The sequence below is a fragment of the Vibrio sp. 10N.247.310.98 genome (genome assembly GCF_041467395.1).
GTDB lineage: Bacteria > Pseudomonadota > Gammaproteobacteria > Enterobacterales > Vibrionaceae > Vibrio > Vibrio crassostreae_C.
This window is the reverse complement of the sequence record NZ_JBFSUL010000014.1, coordinates 80896-98101: the sequence shown is the minus strand read 5'-3', so window position 1 is coordinate 98101 and position 17206 is coordinate 80896. Positions and strand designations below refer to the sequence as shown.

16 protein-coding genes are annotated in these 17206 nt (G+C 44.4%); 11 read left to right on the top strand and 5 right to left on the bottom strand.

Annotated features, from left to right (window positions below):
* Positions 1 to 409: 409 nt before the first annotated feature.
* From AB6E78_RS08165 to AB6E78_RS08155, 3 genes are all read left to right on the top strand, one after another.
* Entirely contained in the window at positions 410 to 910 is a 501-nt protein-coding gene (locus AB6E78_RS08165; protein WP_017068657.1) for a nuclear transport factor 2 family protein, read from the top strand.
* 296 nt (positions 911 to 1206) lie between these two features.
* Positions 1207 to 1692 (top strand): DUF4405 domain-containing protein, encoded by a 486-nt coding sequence (locus tag AB6E78_RS08160; RefSeq protein ID WP_372112531.1) that lies wholly within the window; start codon positions 1207 to 1209, stop codon positions 1690 to 1692.
* Complete coding sequence (locus tag AB6E78_RS08155; protein ID WP_017068659.1) at positions 1692 to 2009, top strand: hypothetical protein; 318 nt, start codon at positions 1692 to 1694, stop codon at positions 2007 to 2009. The genes AB6E78_RS08160 and AB6E78_RS08155 overlap by 1 nt, the downstream gene beginning before the upstream one ends.
* A 222-nt stretch (positions 2010 to 2231) precedes the next feature.
* On the opposite strand, the gene AB6E78_RS08150 is transcribed toward AB6E78_RS08155, so the two are convergent.
* Complete coding sequence (locus tag AB6E78_RS08150) at positions 2232 to 3143, bottom strand: LysR family transcriptional regulator (protein ID WP_102320037.1); 912 nt, start codon at positions 3141 to 3143, stop codon at positions 2232 to 2234.
* Positions 3144 to 3287: 144 nt separating this feature from the next.
* Between AB6E78_RS08150 and AB6E78_RS08145 the strand changes: the two genes are divergently transcribed.
* The 4 genes from AB6E78_RS08145 to AB6E78_RS08130 all read left to right on the top strand — a co-directional run bounded on the left by AB6E78_RS08145 (position 3288) and on the right by AB6E78_RS08130 (position 6744).
* Positions 3288 to 3740, top strand: a complete 453-nt coding sequence (locus AB6E78_RS08145) for a DoxX family protein (RefSeq protein ID WP_017037256.1) — start codon at positions 3288 to 3290, stop codon at positions 3738 to 3740.
* A gap of 89 nt (positions 3741 to 3829) precedes the next feature.
* Positions 3830 to 4783 carry a glutathione S-transferase family protein gene (locus tag AB6E78_RS08140; protein ID WP_372132929.1) on the top strand — a complete coding sequence of 318 codons (954 nt, stop codon included), beginning with the start codon at positions 3830 to 3832 and terminating at the stop codon, positions 4781 to 4783.
* Positions 4780 to 5574: a class III extradiol ring-cleavage dioxygenase gene (locus AB6E78_RS08135; RefSeq protein WP_371959803.1), complete on the top strand. Its 795-nt coding sequence runs from the start codon at positions 4780 to 4782 to the stop codon at positions 5572 to 5574. The genes AB6E78_RS08140 and AB6E78_RS08135 overlap by 4 nt, the downstream gene beginning before the upstream one ends.
* Before the next feature lie 138 nt (positions 5575 to 5712).
* The gene (locus AB6E78_RS08130; protein WP_102398621.1) at positions 5713 to 6744 is read left to right on the top strand and encodes an IS110 family transposase; all 1032 of its coding nucleotides are present in this window, start codon (positions 5713 to 5715) and stop codon (positions 6742 to 6744) included.
* Positions 6745 to 7217: 473 nt separating this feature from the next.
* Here the strand turns inward: AB6E78_RS08130 and pflB are convergent, their stop codons facing one another.
* Both pflB and AB6E78_RS08120 read right to left on the bottom strand, forming a co-directional pair.
* Positions 7218 to 9515, bottom strand: a complete 2298-nt coding sequence (gene pflB, locus AB6E78_RS08125; RefSeq protein WP_372132931.1) for a formate C-acetyltransferase — start codon at positions 9513 to 9515, stop codon at positions 7218 to 7220.
* A 232-nt stretch (positions 9516 to 9747) separates the two neighbouring features.
* Positions 9748 to 10092: a multidrug efflux SMR transporter gene (locus AB6E78_RS08120; protein ID WP_017061635.1), complete on the bottom strand. Its 345-nt coding sequence runs from the start codon at positions 10090 to 10092 to the stop codon at positions 9748 to 9750.
* A gap of 320 nt (positions 10093 to 10412) precedes the next feature.
* Between AB6E78_RS08120 and AB6E78_RS08115 the strand changes: the two genes are divergently transcribed.
* Both AB6E78_RS08115 and fghA read left to right on the top strand, forming a co-directional pair.
* On the top strand, positions 10413 to 11561 hold the full coding sequence (locus tag AB6E78_RS08115) for an S-(hydroxymethyl)glutathione dehydrogenase/class III alcohol dehydrogenase (RefSeq protein ID WP_017064961.1): 1149 nt from the start codon (positions 10413 to 10415) through the stop codon (positions 11559 to 11561).
* Positions 11562 to 11715: 154 nt separating this feature from the next.
* Entirely contained in the window at positions 11716 to 12555 is an 840-nt protein-coding gene (fghA, locus tag AB6E78_RS08110) for an S-formylglutathione hydrolase (protein WP_372132934.1), read from the top strand.
* 77 nt (positions 12556 to 12632) lie between these two features.
* Here fghA and AB6E78_RS08105 read toward each other — a convergent pair whose 3' ends face one another.
* On the bottom strand, positions 12633 to 13715 hold the full coding sequence (locus AB6E78_RS08105) for a pyridoxal phosphate-dependent aminotransferase (RefSeq protein WP_017061632.1): 1083 nt from the start codon (positions 13713 to 13715) through the stop codon (positions 12633 to 12635).
* 306 nt (positions 13716 to 14021) lie between these two features.
* Here AB6E78_RS08105 and AB6E78_RS08100 point away from each other — a divergent pair, with 306 nt between their 5' ends.
* Together AB6E78_RS08100 and AB6E78_RS08095 are read left to right on the top strand one after the other, a co-directional pair.
* Entirely contained in the window at positions 14022 to 14423 is a 402-nt protein-coding gene (locus AB6E78_RS08100) for a hypothetical protein (protein WP_017061631.1), read from the top strand.
* Positions 14424 to 14647: 224 nt separating this feature from the next.
* Entirely contained in the window at positions 14648 to 15385 is a 738-nt protein-coding gene (locus AB6E78_RS08095) for an NUDIX domain-containing protein (protein WP_017061630.1), read from the top strand.
* Between the two features lie 127 nt (positions 15386 to 15512).
* Here the strand turns inward: AB6E78_RS08095 and AB6E78_RS08090 are convergent, their stop codons facing one another.
* Positions 15513 to 17033: an aldehyde dehydrogenase family protein gene (locus tag AB6E78_RS08090; RefSeq protein WP_017061629.1), complete on the bottom strand. Its 1521-nt coding sequence runs from the start codon at positions 17031 to 17033 to the stop codon at positions 15513 to 15515.
* Positions 17034 to 17206 lie beyond the last annotated feature (173 nt).

The following is a 17206-nucleotide window of genomic DNA, read 5'->3' as shown; positions in this document are numbered from 1 at the left end:
CTAACGACAAAGTCATTTGGTAGTTAAGGTACGACAGAATCGCTTGGTGATCACACACGGGCGAAAATTCAGCTTATGAAGGTTCTGGACATAACCTTCTTAGAGTAATCACTTAAATTAGGAAAATACGGATAACTTTAGGTATCTTAAAGTCGCTTACTGGACGGTCCAGTCCCGCTCATTCAAAGCACATACCCCGTCAGCACACTTCTGGACAAGAAATCATTTTAGGCTCGGTTGTGCTCTTAAAATTTGACTGATCAGCTTTATTGCAAAGCCTATTGCCCAAATTCCCTTATCTACCACAGTACCATCAAGCTCAATACATTTGATTCAGCTCTATTCGACTTCTACTTTTACAGAGGGAGTCGTTTGCTTCATCCTACGTTCAACTAAACGGAGAGACGTAATGTTAAAAACAATTTTAGTGATATATTTCAGCTTATTCGCAGTAATTCAAGCAAGTTACGCAACAGACATGGATAAATCTAAGGCAGAACAATCTGCAAAAACCCTAGAGGTTGCCCAAGCTTTTCTGTGGGCTGCTGGATCTGGGGATATGGAAAAGCTAAGTACTCTAATGGCTGACGATTTTGTTTGGCATAATGAAGGAGATGATTCTATTCCTTGGATTGGTAACTGGGAGTCTAAAGAAACAGTTTTAAATACCTTCTTGCCTCGCTTTGGTGCTGGATTAAAAACAACGAGCTGGACTACAGATTATAGTTTTGCCAACGGTGATCAAGCCGTCTTTATGGGGACCATGAGTGCCACAGCAAACAACACTGGCGCTGACACTGGAAAATTTAGTTGGGCTGTGCGCGTTCAAGTCGTCGATGGGAAAGTAAAGAGTTGGAACTGGTTTGAAGACAGCTTTGCTGTCTCAAAAGCCTATCACACAGAGAAATAACAACTCTAAACATGTTTGATTTTACTAAGAATTGACTTAACACTGAGAGGCTACCTCTCAGTGTGTAAACACATTTCAGGACGGGACATAAACTGGTAAAAAGCCCGATTCTTAAGGCATGAAAAGTCGCTTAATTTGATACTCAATCTATTTGGAGCCGATCACAAATGCCGTGCTATCAAGACGCGCGGCATTTCTAACTGTAAATGACTGTAAAATCAGTTGAATCAAGGTGCCAACTTGATAGTTTATAAGCATGAATTTTTATGGCTTAACAACCTATCAGGCAATTGATCATGCAAACCCGTACATGGAAAGACAGTTTGGTAAAGACTCAGTATGTCATGGACATCCTATTGCTGATCGGCTTTATCTTAGTCTGTATCCCCAAAGCAACAGGTGTAGCAGCTCACGAATGGCTGAGCCTTTTGTTTATTATTCCTTTGATTATCCACTTACTACTGCATTGGAACTGGATGGTATCTCTTCCAAAAAATTTCATCCACAAACAATCTGCTAAAGATCGATTCAATGCGGTTTGGGATGCTTTGTTCTACTTGGTCATGCTGATGGCAACACTCAGCGGATTCTTAGTTTCCGAAGCTTTGCTACCTCAGCTAGGTATTCCAGTAGAGATACTGCCTGTTTGGTCCAAGCTACATCATGACCTAGGAAACCTAGTGATGCCAATGCTTGGTATCCATCTCGCTCTGCACTGGCAGTGGATAAAAGGTGTGAGCAGAAAAATGAGACAGAAACACAACACTAAGGCAGGTGTATAATGAAATATCTCGTTTATCGTTGGAAGCAGCGCTCTGCTATTGTCTTAATCATCTCGCTTATCATCTGCGCAGTAATGTGGACCCTAGAGCTATCAACTTGGGCAGGAACAATAAATAGTGCAGCAACCGAGCTTGCACTCGAAGAAGGAAAACGAAACCTATCTGGGTTAGCGGTTTTCGGCGTCTCATTTGTTAAGCTTACTGTGCTGACCATGGTGCCCGCCTTTTTGTGTTATGGCGTGTTAAAGCTCTCTGCTTTTGTCTTCAAAAAACGTACACACGACAACCAAAACAAGCCTACTCGGCCAGTCCACTAGTCAAGCAATGTCTCAGCCAGTGCGTCTAACATTCGACGCGCGCGCTGTCAGTGAACTAGCTGGGGCAGGTCTGCCTTACGATGATCTACCCAGTCAGCACGGAGTTGGACATTTATGAGTCAGTGATTCTGCTAAATTAGCATTTAAAGGATTAACTCAGGTATTGCAAACCTCTAACTACGTGGGCAAGTTCACTTAGCCACTACAGGAGCCGTTCAAGTCTTAAAAAACATCATCCCAATACGGTAAATCACCATAATAGTCACTGAGAAACTCAATAAAAACACTCAACTTAGTCGCAATCAGCTTACGGTGCGGATACACCGCATATAGCGCCATGGGTTCTGGCTCAAACTCTTTTAGAATAACGTTAAGTTGGCCCTTCTTTACTGCGTCAGACACGATAAAAGTGGGTTGAAAAACATAACCCTCTCCCGCTATAGCGGACTCAACGAGGATATCGCCGTTGTTGCAGGATATACCGGAACTCTCCTCTTTTGACGAGCGCTTCAGCGCATTCATAAGTGGGGACTCGGATTGACTGTAATCCATGTAGCTGTAGCTTAGCAGATGCTCTGGAATAAGCTGTTCCGGATGCTCTGGCGTTCCATGCCGTTCAAGATAGTCTGGGGAAGCACACATAACCAACCGAACCGGAGCAACACGCTTTGCAATTAAGGATGAGCTTTTTAATTGCCCGATCCGTAACGCTAAATCAAAGCCCTCCTCAACCACATCGACTTTCCGATCGTTGAGTTGCAAATCGATACCCACAGCCGGATTGAGCTGCTTAAAATCCCGAATAAGTGAAGCGAGATGCTTGGTAGCAAAAGTCACAGGAGCACTGATACGCAGTAAACCTTGCGCCTCATTCTTTAACTGCCCCATGCTCCCTTCCATGTCTTGAATACTTTCCAAAATGTGCTGAACGTGTTGCACACATCGCTCGCCCGCTTCTGTAAGGTGTACTTTTCTCGTCGTGCGGTTAAGCAGGCGTACCCCGAGTTGTTCCTCCAAATGAGATACGTACTTACTGACCAACTGATTTGACGTTCCCAGTTTCTCTGCTGCCTTGGTAAAACTGCCTTCTCTAGAGACCGTGAGAAACGCCTTCATGGTGTCAATCCTATCCATTAAACAAATCCTTTTAATAAGTCAATTACCAACAATACATTGGAAATCATTCAATGATAATGCCATTTATCATCTAAAGGAGAAAGATTAATCTTATTCCCAAGTTAAGACTTACTTGAATAAATCAACTCTGAGGGAAATACCATGAACAAGCACATTTTTAACAAAGTAATTCAATCCAATGCTGGCTTTGCGGCACTAGTACTGAGAGTTCCGGTAGGAATCATTTTGGCTGCACATGGTGCGCAAAAGCTGTTTGGCTGGTTTGGTGGCTATGGACTTGAAGGTACTGGCCAATGGATGGCAAGCATTGGGCTAGCACCCGGTTACCTAATGGCATTGATGGCTGGCAGTGCAGAATTCTTCGGAGGTTTAGCCTTGATATTTGGCCTTTTGACTCGCCCAGCAGCACTGGTCAATGCATTTGCCATGTTAGTGGCAATCTTCAGCGTTCACATCAGCCATGGCTTATTTATCAGCAATAACGGTTACGAGTTTGCTTTGGCGTTATTCGCTGCCACTTTAGCGCTAGCCATTCAAGGTGGCGGAAAGTTTGCCATTGATAACCGCTTACTTGGTGCAACCAAAACCGCTTAATAAAAGCTATTGGACTCGAAACAAATTAGACAAACAACAGACGCCCATGGCGTACGCTCGCAAGGGGCTCTTCGAAATAAGGAAAGATTATGTTGGTAAATGGTAAGTGGGAACGCAAGTGGGATCCCGTTCAAGAGAAAGACAGTGAAGGCCGCTTCATCCGCCAAAGCAGCGCATTCACAAATCGCATTGACGATGCACAGTCAGCAGTCGATAAAGGTTTGCGACTCTATGCTGCTTACATTTGTCCTTGGGCAACACGCACATTAATTGCTCGCTCGTTGTTTAACTTAGAAGATGTAATTGACGTAAAAATCTTAGACCCAGTACTAACAGATTTCGGTTGGCAATTTGGGGGTGAATCTGATTCAACGGTAGGCTCTACAGAGAGTGGCATTGAGGGAGTGGAATACGCTCACCATCTTTATACGATGACTGATGACCAATACACTGGTCGAGCGACTGTGCCTGTACTTTGGGATTGTGGTGATAACAAAATCATCAACAACGAGTCTGCTGATATTCTTCATATTTTGAACGAAGACTTAAGACCGATTCATAATTCAAACATCAATTTGTACCCGACTGAGTTGCAATCACAAATTGAAGAGTTTAATGCCAGTATCTACGACAGCTTAAACAATGGCGTGTATCGCGCAGGATTCGCTTCAAGCCAGAAAGCTTACGACGAAGCCATGGTTGATATTTTCGCTCGCTTAGAAGAACTGGAAACACATTTTGCGAATAACGATTTTGCCGTTGGCAACCAACAAACCGAAAGCGACATTCGGTTATTCGTTACCTTGATCCGATTTGATGTGGCCTACCATGGCCTATTTAAAACTAACATCAAAGCCATCTCTGACTACCCTGCGTTGTCAGCGTATTTGGACCGCTTATTACAAATCGAAGCCTTTGCGAAAAACACTCGTGTCGATCATATTAAAGCGGGCTATTACTCGGTAACTGCGCTAAATCCATCTGGCATAATTCCTCAGGGGCCGTACTTGGATTGGTTTAAATATTTACCGGAGGGAGTATGAAACTAGCACCTCTGATGTTCGTTGGTCACGGTTCTCCGATGTTTGCGTTAGGCGCAAGCATCGAGGCTCAACAACAGGCGACCGATAATTTAACCCATCAAGTAGCTAAATTTGATGATGTGGAAGCTATATTAGTGATATCACCACATTGGGTTGCCCGCGGTAATGTCGTTATCACCAACGACCAACCAGAAACCATTCACGACTTTGGTGGCTTTCCACCTGAATTGTACGAGTTGAACTATCCTGCTGTGGGCTCACACATTGTTGGTAATAAAGTCATCGACTTATTAACCAACAATGGTTTCGAAACTAAGGCGGACAATTACCGAGGCTGGGATCACGGTGTTTGGGTACCGCTGTATCACCTGCGCCCAAATGCAGACAAGCCAATAGTGCAATTGTCGCTGAATGTTGATCTGTCACCAGATGAACTAGAAAAGCTCGGTAATACCTTGAAACAATTGCGTAAGCAGAATATTGCGGTTATCTGCTCAGGTAGCCTGACGCACAATTTATATGACATTCGAATGAGTCACGAGCGCGTCGCAGATTATGCAAACAAATTCCAAAATTGGGCACGGAAAATCGCTCTTGAAGGCAATTTAGCGGAGGCAAAACAGCCTCACGTTAAGTCTGTTCACTATGCGAAGTCACATCCTACCTCTGAGCATTATTTGCCGTTAGTTATTGCTATGGGAGCAAAAGATGACGCTGATAATCTTACGGTGTTGGAAAGTCCAATCTTGCATCACTCCATTTCAATGGAGAGTTATGTTTGGTCTCAGTGAGCAATAACATTACTTTAGTTTAGAAAAACAGCATCAACCAAGATAAGTATAAACTGCAAGGCTAACATGATGTATGGAATCCACTCCCTCCTTAGCAATCTAGACTTAGGAGTGTGAGAAAAAACCGAGGGTTCCAATATGTTGACTAAAAATGTTATCGCTATCGACTTAGCAAAAAATGTTCTTCAAGCCTGCCATATCAGCATTCATGGTGAGCTAATGTCCAATAAACCTCTGAGTCGCCAGAAGATGAAAGAGTTCTTGGCAAAGGCTAAGCCTTCGATTGTCGCCATGGAAGGTTGTTGCGGTTGCCATTACTGGGGGCAATTAGCAGAAAAACTTGGGCATGAAGTCCGAATCATTAACCCTAAGAAGGTGAAAGGATACCTAGAAGGTCATAAAACGGATCATAATGATGCTCTCGCCATCGCTAACGCCGCTATACAAATTGGTATCAAGTACAGTCGTCCAAAGTCATTGGAACAACAAGCTATGCATTCTTTAGAAACTAGCCGTAGATTCTTATCTCGTAGTGTTGTTTCCCTAGCTCTTCACATTAGAGGGACAATTTTGGGCTACGGGATAGCAAACCCTAGAGGTGAAAAAGGCTTAAAAGCGTCGGTTCAAACCGTGCTTGATGGCGATACACCAATACCCTCCAATGTCGTATCCGTTCTGTCGATGCTTTGGGAGCAATATAAAGAACTTAAAGCAAAACTCATCGCATTCGAAAAAGAGAAAAATGCTTTAACCCGTCAGATAGAGCCGTGCCAACGATTAATGGGCATTGAAGGGGTTGGTGAAACAACTGCTGCGATGCTCTATACAACTCTTGGTGATGGAAAGCAGTTCAAGAATGGAAGACAAGCTTCAGCATTTGTTGGTCTTACACCTAAACAGCACAGTTCAGGAGGCAAAGTTTTTATGATTGGGATCGATAAATGCGGTGGTGTGAAGGAGCTACGCTCGCTTCTTTATCTTGGCGCAATGTCATACGTTGGGCGACTACCCGAAAAACCGAAGACTCAGAAGGACGCTTGGTTGAGGAGCATCATAGATCGTATCGGCTTCAAGAAGGCCTGCATTGCACTGGCTAACAAAGTGGTACGTACTGCGTGGGCAATGCTTCGGTATGAGACTGAATATAAACCAGTATTACTCACTCATTAATCACTACCAAATTTTTAAATTTTACAAAATGATGATGCATAAAAGGTAAGACCAACCTACTGAGAACCTGGCCATTCTGTCATGCTGTAAAAAGCTGCTAGCGCGATAAGGACAGTAGGTGCGCAAAACATCAAAGGCTAGAGGGTAGCTCCTTCAATAAGAAGCCGAATATACGACCGAATCTTAACTTTTATTGCCAAAATCACTTTGTAAATACGTGGATTCCATATACTGAATGGGGCAAAGATAAGTTAGAGCTCCTAGTGATCTCTGACATAAAAAACAAGCGAATCCCCCCAAAAAAAGCATCAAAGTAATTCCAATCACCGTGTAAATATCGGTTTTGCCCATATACCAGCCAAGACAACGCGACGTCCAACAACATGATTACCGCCATACTCGACGCACAAAAAAGCGCGAGAGACGGATGTCATTCTCGCGCTTTTTAGGACCGTATAACTTGAAGTTTACGGTTAGATCTTAGCAGTAAACGTACGGCTAATTACATCTTGTTGCTGCTCACGTGTTAGCGAGTTGAATCGTACTGCGTAACCCGAGACTCGGATGGTTAACTGTGGGTATTTTTCTGGATGTTCGACGGCATCCAACAACATGTCACGGTTAAGCACGTTCACGTTAAGATGTTGCCCACCCTCAACACGAATCGATCCTGCACTTTCTTCATGGTGGAAGTAACCATCCATTAGTGCTGCTAGGTTCACTTTTTGGCTTAGGTCATCTTTACCCAGTGCATTTGGTACGATAGAGAAGGTGTAAGAGATACCATCTTTAGCGTACTCGAACGGCAGTTTGGCAACTGAAGAAAGTGAAGCCACCGCCCCTTTCTCATCACGACCGTGCATTGGGTTTGCACCTGGGCCAAATGGCATACCTGCGCGGCGACCATCTGGTGTGTTACCGGTTTTTTTACCATATACAACGTTTGAAGTAATCGTAAGGATAGATTGCGTAGGAACCGCTTCACGGTAGGTGTTCATTTTCTGAATTTTCTTCATAAAACGTTCAACCAAATCACAAGCAATATCATCGACACGTGAATCGTTGTTGCCAAATTTTGGATATTCGCCTTCAATCTCAAAGTCGACAGCGATGCCATCCTCGTTACGTACTGGTGTTACCTTCGCGTATTTGATAGCCGCTAAAGAGTCAGCAACAACCGACAGCCCTGCAATACCACAAGCCATTGTGCGATGAACATCGCGATCCATTAATGCCATTAACGATGCTTCATAGCTGTAACGGTCATGCGAGTAATGGATCACGTTCAGCGCAGTGACGTATTGCGTTGCAAGCCAATCCATCATGTCATCAAAGCGAGGCATTAAGCGGTCAAAATCGAGAACTTCATCTTCGATACGAGCAACTTGAGGACCAACCTGCATGTTAGATTTTTCATCAACACCACCGTTAATGGTGTAAAGCAACGCTTTAGCAAGGTTTGCACGAGCACCAAAGAACTGCATATGTTGGCCAACCACCTGTGGGCTCACACAACACGCAATCGCGTAATCGTCATTATCAAAATCCGCACGCATTAGATCATCGTTCTCATACTGAAGTGATGAGGTTTCGATAGACACTTTAGCCGCGTATTGTTTAAACGCGATAGGCAGTTGTTCAGACCATAGAACGGTCATGTTCGGCTCTGGCGCTGGGCCCATCGTGTGCAATGTGTGCAAGTAGCGGAAAGTCGTTTTGCTAACAAGAGTACGACCATCAACGCCCATACCAGCCATTGCTTCTGTTGCCCAAATTGGGTCGCCAGAGAACAATGAATCGTATTCAGGAGTGCGAAGGAAACGAACCATACGAAGCTTCATGATGAAATGGTCAATCAACTCTTGCGCTTGTTTTTCATCAATCAGACCAAGTTTAAGGTCACGTTCGATGTAAACATCTAGGAAGGTTGATGTGCGGCCTAGCGACATCGCAGCACCATTTTGAGACTTAACCGCAGCTAAGTAGCCAAAATAGGTAAACTGGATTGCCTCTTGCGCAGTACGAGCAGGAGAAGACATATCAATGCCGTACTTCAAACCCATTTCTCGCATTTCATCAAGGGCACGAATTTGATCAGTAAGCTCTTCACGTAGACGCAATGTCTTATCTAAATCACCACCCGTTTCAAGCATCTTCTGAGTCGATTTGAATTGCTCATTTTTGTCTAATTTTAGGAAGTCGATACCGTACAAAGCAAGACGACGGTAGTCGCCGATAATGCGTCCACGACCATAAGCATCCGGCAGACCAGTAATAATACCAGAACGGCGACATGCTTTAATTTCGTCGGTATAAAGATCGAACGCTACTTGGTTATGCGTTTTGCGGTACTCAGTGAAGATCTTTTCGATTTGTGGCTCTAATTCACGACCGTACACTTCGCACGACGTTTTCACCATTCGAATACCACCATTGGCGATGATGCCGCGTTTCAGTGGTTTATCGGTTTGTAGACCCACGATTTTTTCGAGGTTTTTTACAATGTAACCGGCATCGTGTGAGGTGATAGTGGAAACGATATCAGTATCAAAATCGACAGGGGCATGAGTGCGGCTTTCTTCTTTAATACCTTCTAGCACCGACTCCCATAGCTGTGTCGTCGACTCCGACACGTCCGCAAGAAAAGACTCATCGCCTTCATAAGGGGTGTAGTTTCGCTGAATAAAATCACGTGCATTAACGGATGTTTGCCAGTCGCCAGCTTGAAATCCCGTCCAAGCTTCCATCATATCGGTTGTCGGAATAGTCATAATGACCCCCTAAGTTATTGATAAACAGATAATATCTATGATTATTTATAATCATTGGTTTCTGCTGGCTATACTAAACCGACCAATCTATGAGTAAAGTGAGCTGTTTTCATAAAATACATGCACAAAATGCATTTATTGGAATTACTATATTATATTCAATACCTTAAGTTGAAGGCTAACTACTCTAGATTCCAATTAGTTTGTTCCTTCAGAAGTAGGAAATAGACTCTTAGTGACTCACCGACGTTGAAAACAGGTTAATGACCACCACACCAGACAGAATCAAAGCGATGCCAATGATCGCGTAGATGTCTAGCTTTTGCCCGTAGACCAACCAAGACAACGCCGCGACCAACACTATCCCTGCGCCACACCAAATCGCATACGCCACACCCAAAGACATGGTTTGAACCGTGAGAGACAACAGATAAAAAGCAAAGCCATAACCGACGAGTACTGCGGCGGTCGCAGGAAGGGAAGTAAATTGCTGCGTTTTAGGCAATAAAGAAGTCGCGACAACTTCAAGCACGATGGCAAGTGACAGCATCACTGGAGGCGGAAGAGATAAAAGCATGTATGAGTCCACAACATTAAATACGGCGCTCAGAATATTGTAGTTTTATTTCCAATTCATGTGATTTTCAGTAAGCAATTATTATGACGTACCTTAAAAATTCTTAAGTGTGACTTTCGGTTAACACGAGGAACCTAAATGCTCTATTATTACAAGTACGTAATAATCATTTTCTATTTAAGGGGATTATCAAAACATGCACTCACACCTATACTAGCTCCAACAAAACGAGAGAGCGGAAACAATTAAGCTCAACTACGCTTAACGGGTTGAATTTAATTGCACAGTTATCCGCTGTACTGACATATAGGAAACATCCAATGACAATCGAAATTAAACCTGGTCAAACGCATATCAAATCAAAAGCAATGGTTGCATGGGCAGCTGGCGAGCCACTAAAAATGGAAGAAGTTGATGTACAACTTCCTAAAGCTGGTGAGGTTCTAGTTCGCATCGTTGCTACTGGTGTTTGTCACACTGACGCATTCACATTATCAGGTGACGATCCAGAAGGTATCTTCCCTTCAATTCTTGGTCACGAAGGTGGCGGTATCGTTGAGATGATCGGCGAAGGCGTTACAAGTGTTGAGATTGGCGACCACGTTATCCCACTTTACACAGCAGAATGTGGCGAATGTAAGTTCTGTAAATCTGGTAAAACTAACCTATGCCAAGCCGTTCGTGAAACGCAAGGTAAAGGCCTAATGCCAGACGGTACAAGCCGCTTCTCTATCAATGGCGAAACAATTTTCCATTACATGGGTTGCTCGACTTTCTCTGAGTACACAGTACTTCCAGAAATATCTCTAGCGAAAGTAAGCAAAGAAGCACCACTTGAAGAAGTTTGTCTTCTAGGTTGTGGTGTAACTACGGGTATGGGCGCGGTACTTAACACAGCTAAAGTTGAAAAAGGCGACAACGTTGCTGTATTCGGCCTCGGTGGTATCGGTCTTTCTGCAATCATTGGTGCTCGCATGGCTGGTGCTGACCGCATCATCGGTGTTGATATCAACGAGAGCAAATTCGAGCTAGCAAAACAGCTTGGCGCGACTGACTGCATCAACCCAACTAAATTCGACAAGCCAATCCAAGACGTTATCGTTGAGATGACAGACGGTGGTGTTGAGTACTCTTTCGAGTGTATCGGTAACGTAAACGTGATGCGTCAAGCACTTGAGTGCTGTCACAAAGGTTGGGGCGAATCTGTCATCATTGGTGTTGCGGGTGCAGGCCAAGAGATCGCAACTCGTCCATTCCAACTAGTGACTGGTCGTGTATGGCGTGGCTCTGCTTTCGGTGGTGTTAAAGGCCGCTCTGAGCTTCCAGAAATCGTAAACCGTTACATGGCGGGTGAGTTTGGCCTTCAAGAGTTCATCACTCACACAATGGGTCTGCAAGACGTAAACGAAGCATTCGACCTAATGCACAAAGGTGAATCTATCCGTACTGTTCTACACATGGATAAGTAACACATCTTGGCCTCGATTCTTTCGAGCATCGAGGCCACAGCTACAAATGAATAGCAACAAACTGTCTTCACCACCTCCTGCCCGGTGGGTGGTGAAACTTTATGTAATATAGACAAATTTACTCCCAAACCATCAACCTAACGGAGCACAATAGATGACAATCGAAAACATTAGCCAAGCAAAGGTTGCTGGTGGTTGGCACAAACAATACACCCACTTTTCTGCAACGCTTGACTGCAACATGCGTTTTGCGATTTTCTTGCCACCTAACGCAAGCAAAGAAAACCCAGTTCCTGTTTTGTATTGGTTGTCAGGCTTAACCTGTACCGATGAAAACTTCATGCAAAAAGCCGGCGCTTTCAAAGCCGCGGCTGAGCAAGGCATCGCGATTGTTGCACCAGACACTAGCCCACGTGGCGAAGGTGTTGCCGACGATGAAAATTACGATCTCGGCCAAGGTGCAGGCTTCTATGTGAATGCCACTCAAGCGCCATGGGACAGCCATTACCACATGTACGATTACGTGGTAACAGAGCTCCCTGCATTAATTGAGTCGTTCTTCCCTGTTACATCCGTAAAATCGATTTCTGGTCACAGCATGGGCGGACATGGTGCCCTAACGATTGGCATTAAAAACGAAGATAGCTACCGTTCTATCTCTGCATTCAGCCCAATCACCAACCCAATGCAATGCCCTTGGGGACAAAAAGCCTTCAACCAATACCTAGGCTTGGATATTGAAGAGTGGAAACACTACGATGCCTCTGAGCTTCTAAAAACCAAAGGCACTAAACTGCCAATGTTGGTCGACCAAGGTGAAGCCGATAACTTCCTGATTGAACAGCTTAAACCTGAGAAATTAGTCGAAGCCGCTAAGGTAACCAATGCCGATTTAGATCTACGTATGCAGCCTGGTTACGACCACAGCTACTACTTCATCTCTAGCTTTATTGATGAACACATTGAGTTCCACGCTGCTTACTTAAACAAGTAGCCAGATGAATTTAGCCCGCACTTTGTAAACGCAAGGTGCGGGCTTTTTTATGCCTACTGATTTTATAACGGTTGCTTTTATAACTGCTTAATACGCTGCTTTAACGCTTCTAAATCTATATCATTGCCAACAATTCGTAATCGAACATACTCTTCAGTCATCGCGTCGCACGTAATAGCAAAATCGACACCCGAACATGTCTTAATACCGATACTCTCAAATAGCTTTGAAAGGTGAGTTCCTCTCTTTTTCAACAACATAATGGGCGTCGATATTGACGTGCCAACCACCTCAATATTGTTCTCAGACAACAAGCCGATCATTTGCTGCTTAAAGTATTCAGTTTTGCTGCGGTTCATTTCTAAGAAGTGTTTTGCATTGGGTAAGGTCGCCGATGCGATTTTTATTGAGGGGTAAGTCGGCGTAAACACACTCACCGCAGCTTCGATTGCAGAAGTCAGGTTTTCACTGCTGGCTAAGTAACCGAGTCGAATCCCAGCGAGCCCTAAACCTTTAGAAAAGGTTCGTAAAACTATTAAGTTGTCCAAGACTAAGGTCTGATCGAGCATAGACTGCTCAGGGGTCAGGTATTCACCATATGCCTCGTCGACAATCAAAATAGCGCCAGAACGCTCACATACTCTCGCTATCTCGACCAGATAAGCTCTGTCGTAGATTCGACCCGTTGGGTTGTTGGGATTATCGATATACACCAAGGCAGGATTTTGACTGCTTATTTTTGATGCCAACACACCGAACAGATCCGACTCGTTTTGATAATCAAACATGTTGATGGACTGGTACTTCCCGCCCACCAAAGTGAACTCTGATACTGCTTCAACAAACTGAGGGCCAATGCCTATCATGGTGCGATTGTTGTGATCGATAAGTTTATTGAAGATAAGTTCTAGCGCCCCAAGAGAGCCCGTGGTGTACGTAATACGACAATCTTCAATCCCAATAAACTGGCGAGTCAGATAAGTCAGCTCCGAAAGCTCCCTGTGGCAATAGTACTTATCAATACCGTAGATAATATCTTTGATCACATGTTCAGGAATTTCTGGTGCGCCAAATGGATTGGAGCCAAGTGAACAATCGATACGAAATGAGTGATCGACATAAGAATGGTATTCGCCACTTAACCGTGGATTTAAATGCATAAGAAAACGCTCAAAAAATATTCATGCGCTATTCTTATCGTACTGAATTTTATCTATATAGGTCATTTCGCGACAGTTCTTCGCCTTGTTTCGAGAGACTGGTTAAAAACCAAGATTGGTTCAAATAACGAATTCTCTTAAGCCATAATCAAGAGTTAAGCACTCGTGTTTACATTTCGAGTTAACCGAACCGCTTTCTTTGCGCTAGATTAAGCTGTGATAAGATAGGGTAATAACAGAGCTTGCATCTTTACTCTCCCTAGTTACCATAGCCCCATTAACATCCCCCATATTTTGAAGGTTGCTATGAAAGCAATTAAGACTCTTTTCTTCCTGATGGTTTTATTGAGCGGTCTGTTTACCGCTTGGCTGTTTATTCCAATTCCAGCGACCATGGACAAGCAAACGCTCGACGTTCCATTAACGGAACCATTCAAGCTTGTTGCGTATCGCAGCAACCCGAATGATGCGAGCAAGCCGCTGACTTACCACTACTATGTGATTTCAGATGTGGTTGGTGTAGACGACATGGACCCATTCCTGATTACCACGGACCAGTTCGTGAAGCTTGGCGAATTCGACGAGAACACATTCAACCTTACGGTTAACGGCAAGATTGATAGCTACACCAACGATTTGTGGATCAAGAAATCTGATGGCAAGCTTCAACACTGGTACGTGAGTATTAACGCGAACTATATTCGTTAAAATCGAACTGCAATAAACCTCATTTTAAAACTGCGCTTTGGCTTCCAAGCGCAGTTTTTGTTTCTAGCAACACCCTCCACTTATCCCGACCCGTTCGACATAAACTGCATTGCCTACTTTTGATTCACTGCAGCCCTTGCTCTCAAGGTGTTATAAGCTCTTTAGATACGATAAGCTCAGACCATGCTCGACGCCCAATAAATCAAAATAATAAAGGATCACCCGTGGAATTTACGCTCGACAAATTTAACGGCATCATCATTGACCCAGCAACAGCCCCTCACGATGTTGACTCATTCAATGCCGAACTCAGCGAGATCACCGAATTTTCAAAGCAGAATAACAAAGGCATCATTTGGATTAGCTTACCTATTTCACTCTCGCACCTTATTCCGGTGGCGACTGAGCTTGGCTTTGTGTTTCACAACTGCTTAGAAGACGAGATTACGCTGATCCACAAATCCGAGATTGTAGAGTTTGTGCCTTTCATTCCGACCCACACCTTGGGTGCTGGCGCGTTAATCACTAACGAACACAACCAAGTGCTGATGATTAAAGAACACGGCATGACGGGCTACAAATTACCGGGCGGTCATATTGAGTTGGGTGAAGGCATTGAAGAATCCGTGGTTCGTGAAACCTTGGAAGAAACCGGTATCGAGGCAACGTTCGTTTCTGTGGTTGGCATGGCGACAAGACACCCGTATCAATTCGGTAAATCAAACCTCTACTTTATTTGTCACCTTATCGCTCAAACTCAAGAAATTGCGATTCAAGACACTGATGAAATTGCAGAAGCTAAATGGATAGATGTTGAAGAATATATTAACAACCCCGACAGCTACCCGTTTAACCGCCAATTGGTCGGCTCTTTGATAGGCAAACAAGGATTAGAACTTACCCAACTAGAAGGCAACTATGGCCCGAACCATAAGCCAGAGATCTTCTTTTCGAAAAACTAAAGCGATTCAAACATAAAAACGCCAAGCTCATAAGAACTTGGCGTTTTGCTTTTCATTTTACTTATATTGTTTAAGCCATCTCGTTGCTAGTGACTTCCTAATTAGACTGTTCTAGAACCTATCTATTTTAGAAAAAGCCTAACGGATTAGTATCGTAGCTAATTAATAGGTTCTTAGTGTTTTGGTAGTGATCGAGCATCATCTTATGTGTCTCACGGCCGATGCCGGATTTCTTATAACCACCAAACGCGGCATGTGCTGGATAAGCGTGGTAGCAGTTCACCCAAATACGTCCAGCTTCAATGTTGCGACCCATGCGATACGCTAGGTTTGCATCACGCGTCCATACACCTGCACCCAAGCCATATTCGGTATCGTTGGCAATCTCTAGCGCTTCAGCTTCGTCTTTAAACGTCGTCACCGCGATAACAGGGCCGAAGATCTCTTCTTGGAATACACGCATCTTGTTGTGCCCTTCCAGCATGGTTGGCTGGATGTAATAACCATTACCGAGATCATCAGATTGCTGCGCAACTTCGCCACCTGTCAGCACTTTAGCGCCTTCTTGGCGACCGATTTCTAGGTAGCTCAGAATCTTATCGAACTGCTCTTTTGAAGCTTGTGCGCCAACCTGAGTATCAGTATCTAGCGGGTTACCTTGTTTAATAGTTTGAGCACGCTCGACCACCTTGGCGATGAACTTGTCGTAGACCGATTCATGGATCAGCACACGTGATGGACAGGTACACACTTCACCTTGGTTGAAGAACGCCAGCAACATGCCTTCGACACACTTATCAAGGTATTCGTCTTCATGGTTAAAGATGTCTGGGAAGTAGATGTTTGGAGACTTACCGCCAAGCTCAACCGTTGATGGAATCAAGCTTTCAGCGGCACATTTCAGGATGTGGTGGCCGACTTCTGTCGAACCGGTAAATGCCAATTTCGCCAAACGATCGCTGGTTGCTAACGCTTGACCCGCTTCACTACCAAAACCATTGACGATGTTGACTACGCCTGCAGGTAGAAGATCAGCGATCTTCTCCATCATCACTAAGATCGATGTCGGTGTTTGCTCCGCTGGCTTCATCACAACACAGCAACCCGCAGCCAGTGCTGGCGCCAATTTCCAAGCCGCCATTAAAATCGGGAAGTTCCAAGGAATGATCTGCCCCACCACACCGATGGGTTCTGGGAAGTGGTAGCTCGCGGTGTTTGAATCTAGCTCGGCTGCGCTGCCTTCTTGCGCCCGAATACAGCCTGCAAAGTAACGGAAGTGGTCAACAACTAACGGGATGTCTGCCGCTAGAGTTTCACGCACAGGCTTGCCGTTTTCCCACGTCTCCGCCACCGCGATTTCTTCTAGGTGCGCTTCAATGCGATCGGAAATTTTAAGTAGGATATTGGAACGTTCTGTCACACTGGTCGCAGCCCAACTAGCACGAGCCGCATGCGCCGCATCGAGTGCCAAGCTAATGTCTGCCTCTGTTGAACGTGCCACTTGGCAATACACCTGACCATTCACTGGGGAAGTGTTATCAAAATACTCGCCGCTGACAGGCTTCACCCACTCGCCACCGATAAAGTTATCGTATTGCGCTTTAAAGTTCACCACTGCGTTGTCACTACCCGGCTGTGCGTAAATCATAGTTAGATCCTTCTTCGATTTGATATTCGTTATTGAGCTAGAGCTGTCTTATTTTTGTGGCGGCTCCCCTTGAGAAAAGAACTCATGGCGAGACGCCCATGTTTATGCTTTCTGTTTAAAACACTGATACTTCGTGTTTTCTTCACAACAGTAACAACGCAAATCACACGCCA

Excerpts from the sequence above, each read along its gene's own strand:
- AB6E78_RS08150 (WP_102320037.1), bottom strand. The coding sequence starts at position 3,143 with ATGGATAGGATTGACACCATGAAGGCGTTTCTCACGGTCTCTAGAGAA.
- AB6E78_RS08105 (WP_017061632.1), bottom strand. The coding sequence starts at position 13,715 with ATGCATTTAAATCCACGGTTAAGTGGCGAATACCATTCTTATGTCGAT.
- AB6E78_RS08155 (WP_017068659.1), top strand. The coding sequence starts at position 1,692 with ATGAAATATCTCGTTTATCGTTGGAAGCAGCGCTCTGCTATTGTCTTA.
- AB6E78_RS08120 (WP_017061635.1), bottom strand. The coding sequence starts at position 10,092 with ATGCTTTTATCTCTTCCGCCTCCAGTGATGCTGTCACTTGCCATCGTG.
- AB6E78_RS08130 (WP_102398621.1), top strand. The coding sequence starts at position 5,713 with ATGTTGACTAAAAATGTTATCGCTATCGACTTAGCAAAAAATGTTCTT.
- pflB (WP_372132931.1), bottom strand. The coding sequence starts at position 9,515 with ATGACTATTCCGACAACCGATATGATGGAAGCTTGGACGGGATTTCAA.
- AB6E78_RS08145 (WP_017037256.1), top strand. The coding sequence starts at position 3,288 with ATGAACAAGCACATTTTTAACAAAGTAATTCAATCCAATGCTGGCTTT.
- AB6E78_RS08115 (WP_017064961.1), top strand. The coding sequence starts at position 10,413 with ATGACAATCGAAATTAAACCTGGTCAAACGCATATCAAATCAAAAGCA.
- AB6E78_RS08140 (WP_372132929.1), top strand. The coding sequence starts at position 3,830 with ATGTTGGTAAATGGTAAGTGGGAACGCAAGTGGGATCCCGTTCAAGAG.
- AB6E78_RS08160 (WP_372112531.1), top strand. The coding sequence starts at position 1,207 with ATGCAAACCCGTACATGGAAAGACAGTTTGGTAAAGACTCAGTATGTC.
- fghA (WP_372132934.1), top strand. The coding sequence starts at position 11,716 with ATGACAATCGAAAACATTAGCCAAGCAAAGGTTGCTGGTGGTTGGCAC.
- AB6E78_RS08100 (WP_017061631.1), top strand. The coding sequence starts at position 14,022 with ATGAAAGCAATTAAGACTCTTTTCTTCCTGATGGTTTTATTGAGCGGT.
- AB6E78_RS08165 (WP_017068657.1), top strand. The coding sequence starts at position 410 with ATGTTAAAAACAATTTTAGTGATATATTTCAGCTTATTCGCAGTAATT.
- AB6E78_RS08135 (WP_371959803.1), top strand. The coding sequence starts at position 4,780 with ATGAAACTAGCACCTCTGATGTTCGTTGGTCACGGTTCTCCGATGTTT.
- AB6E78_RS08090 (WP_017061629.1), bottom strand. The coding sequence starts at position 17,033 with ATGATTTACGCACAGCCGGGTAGTGACAACGCAGTGGTGAACTTTAAA.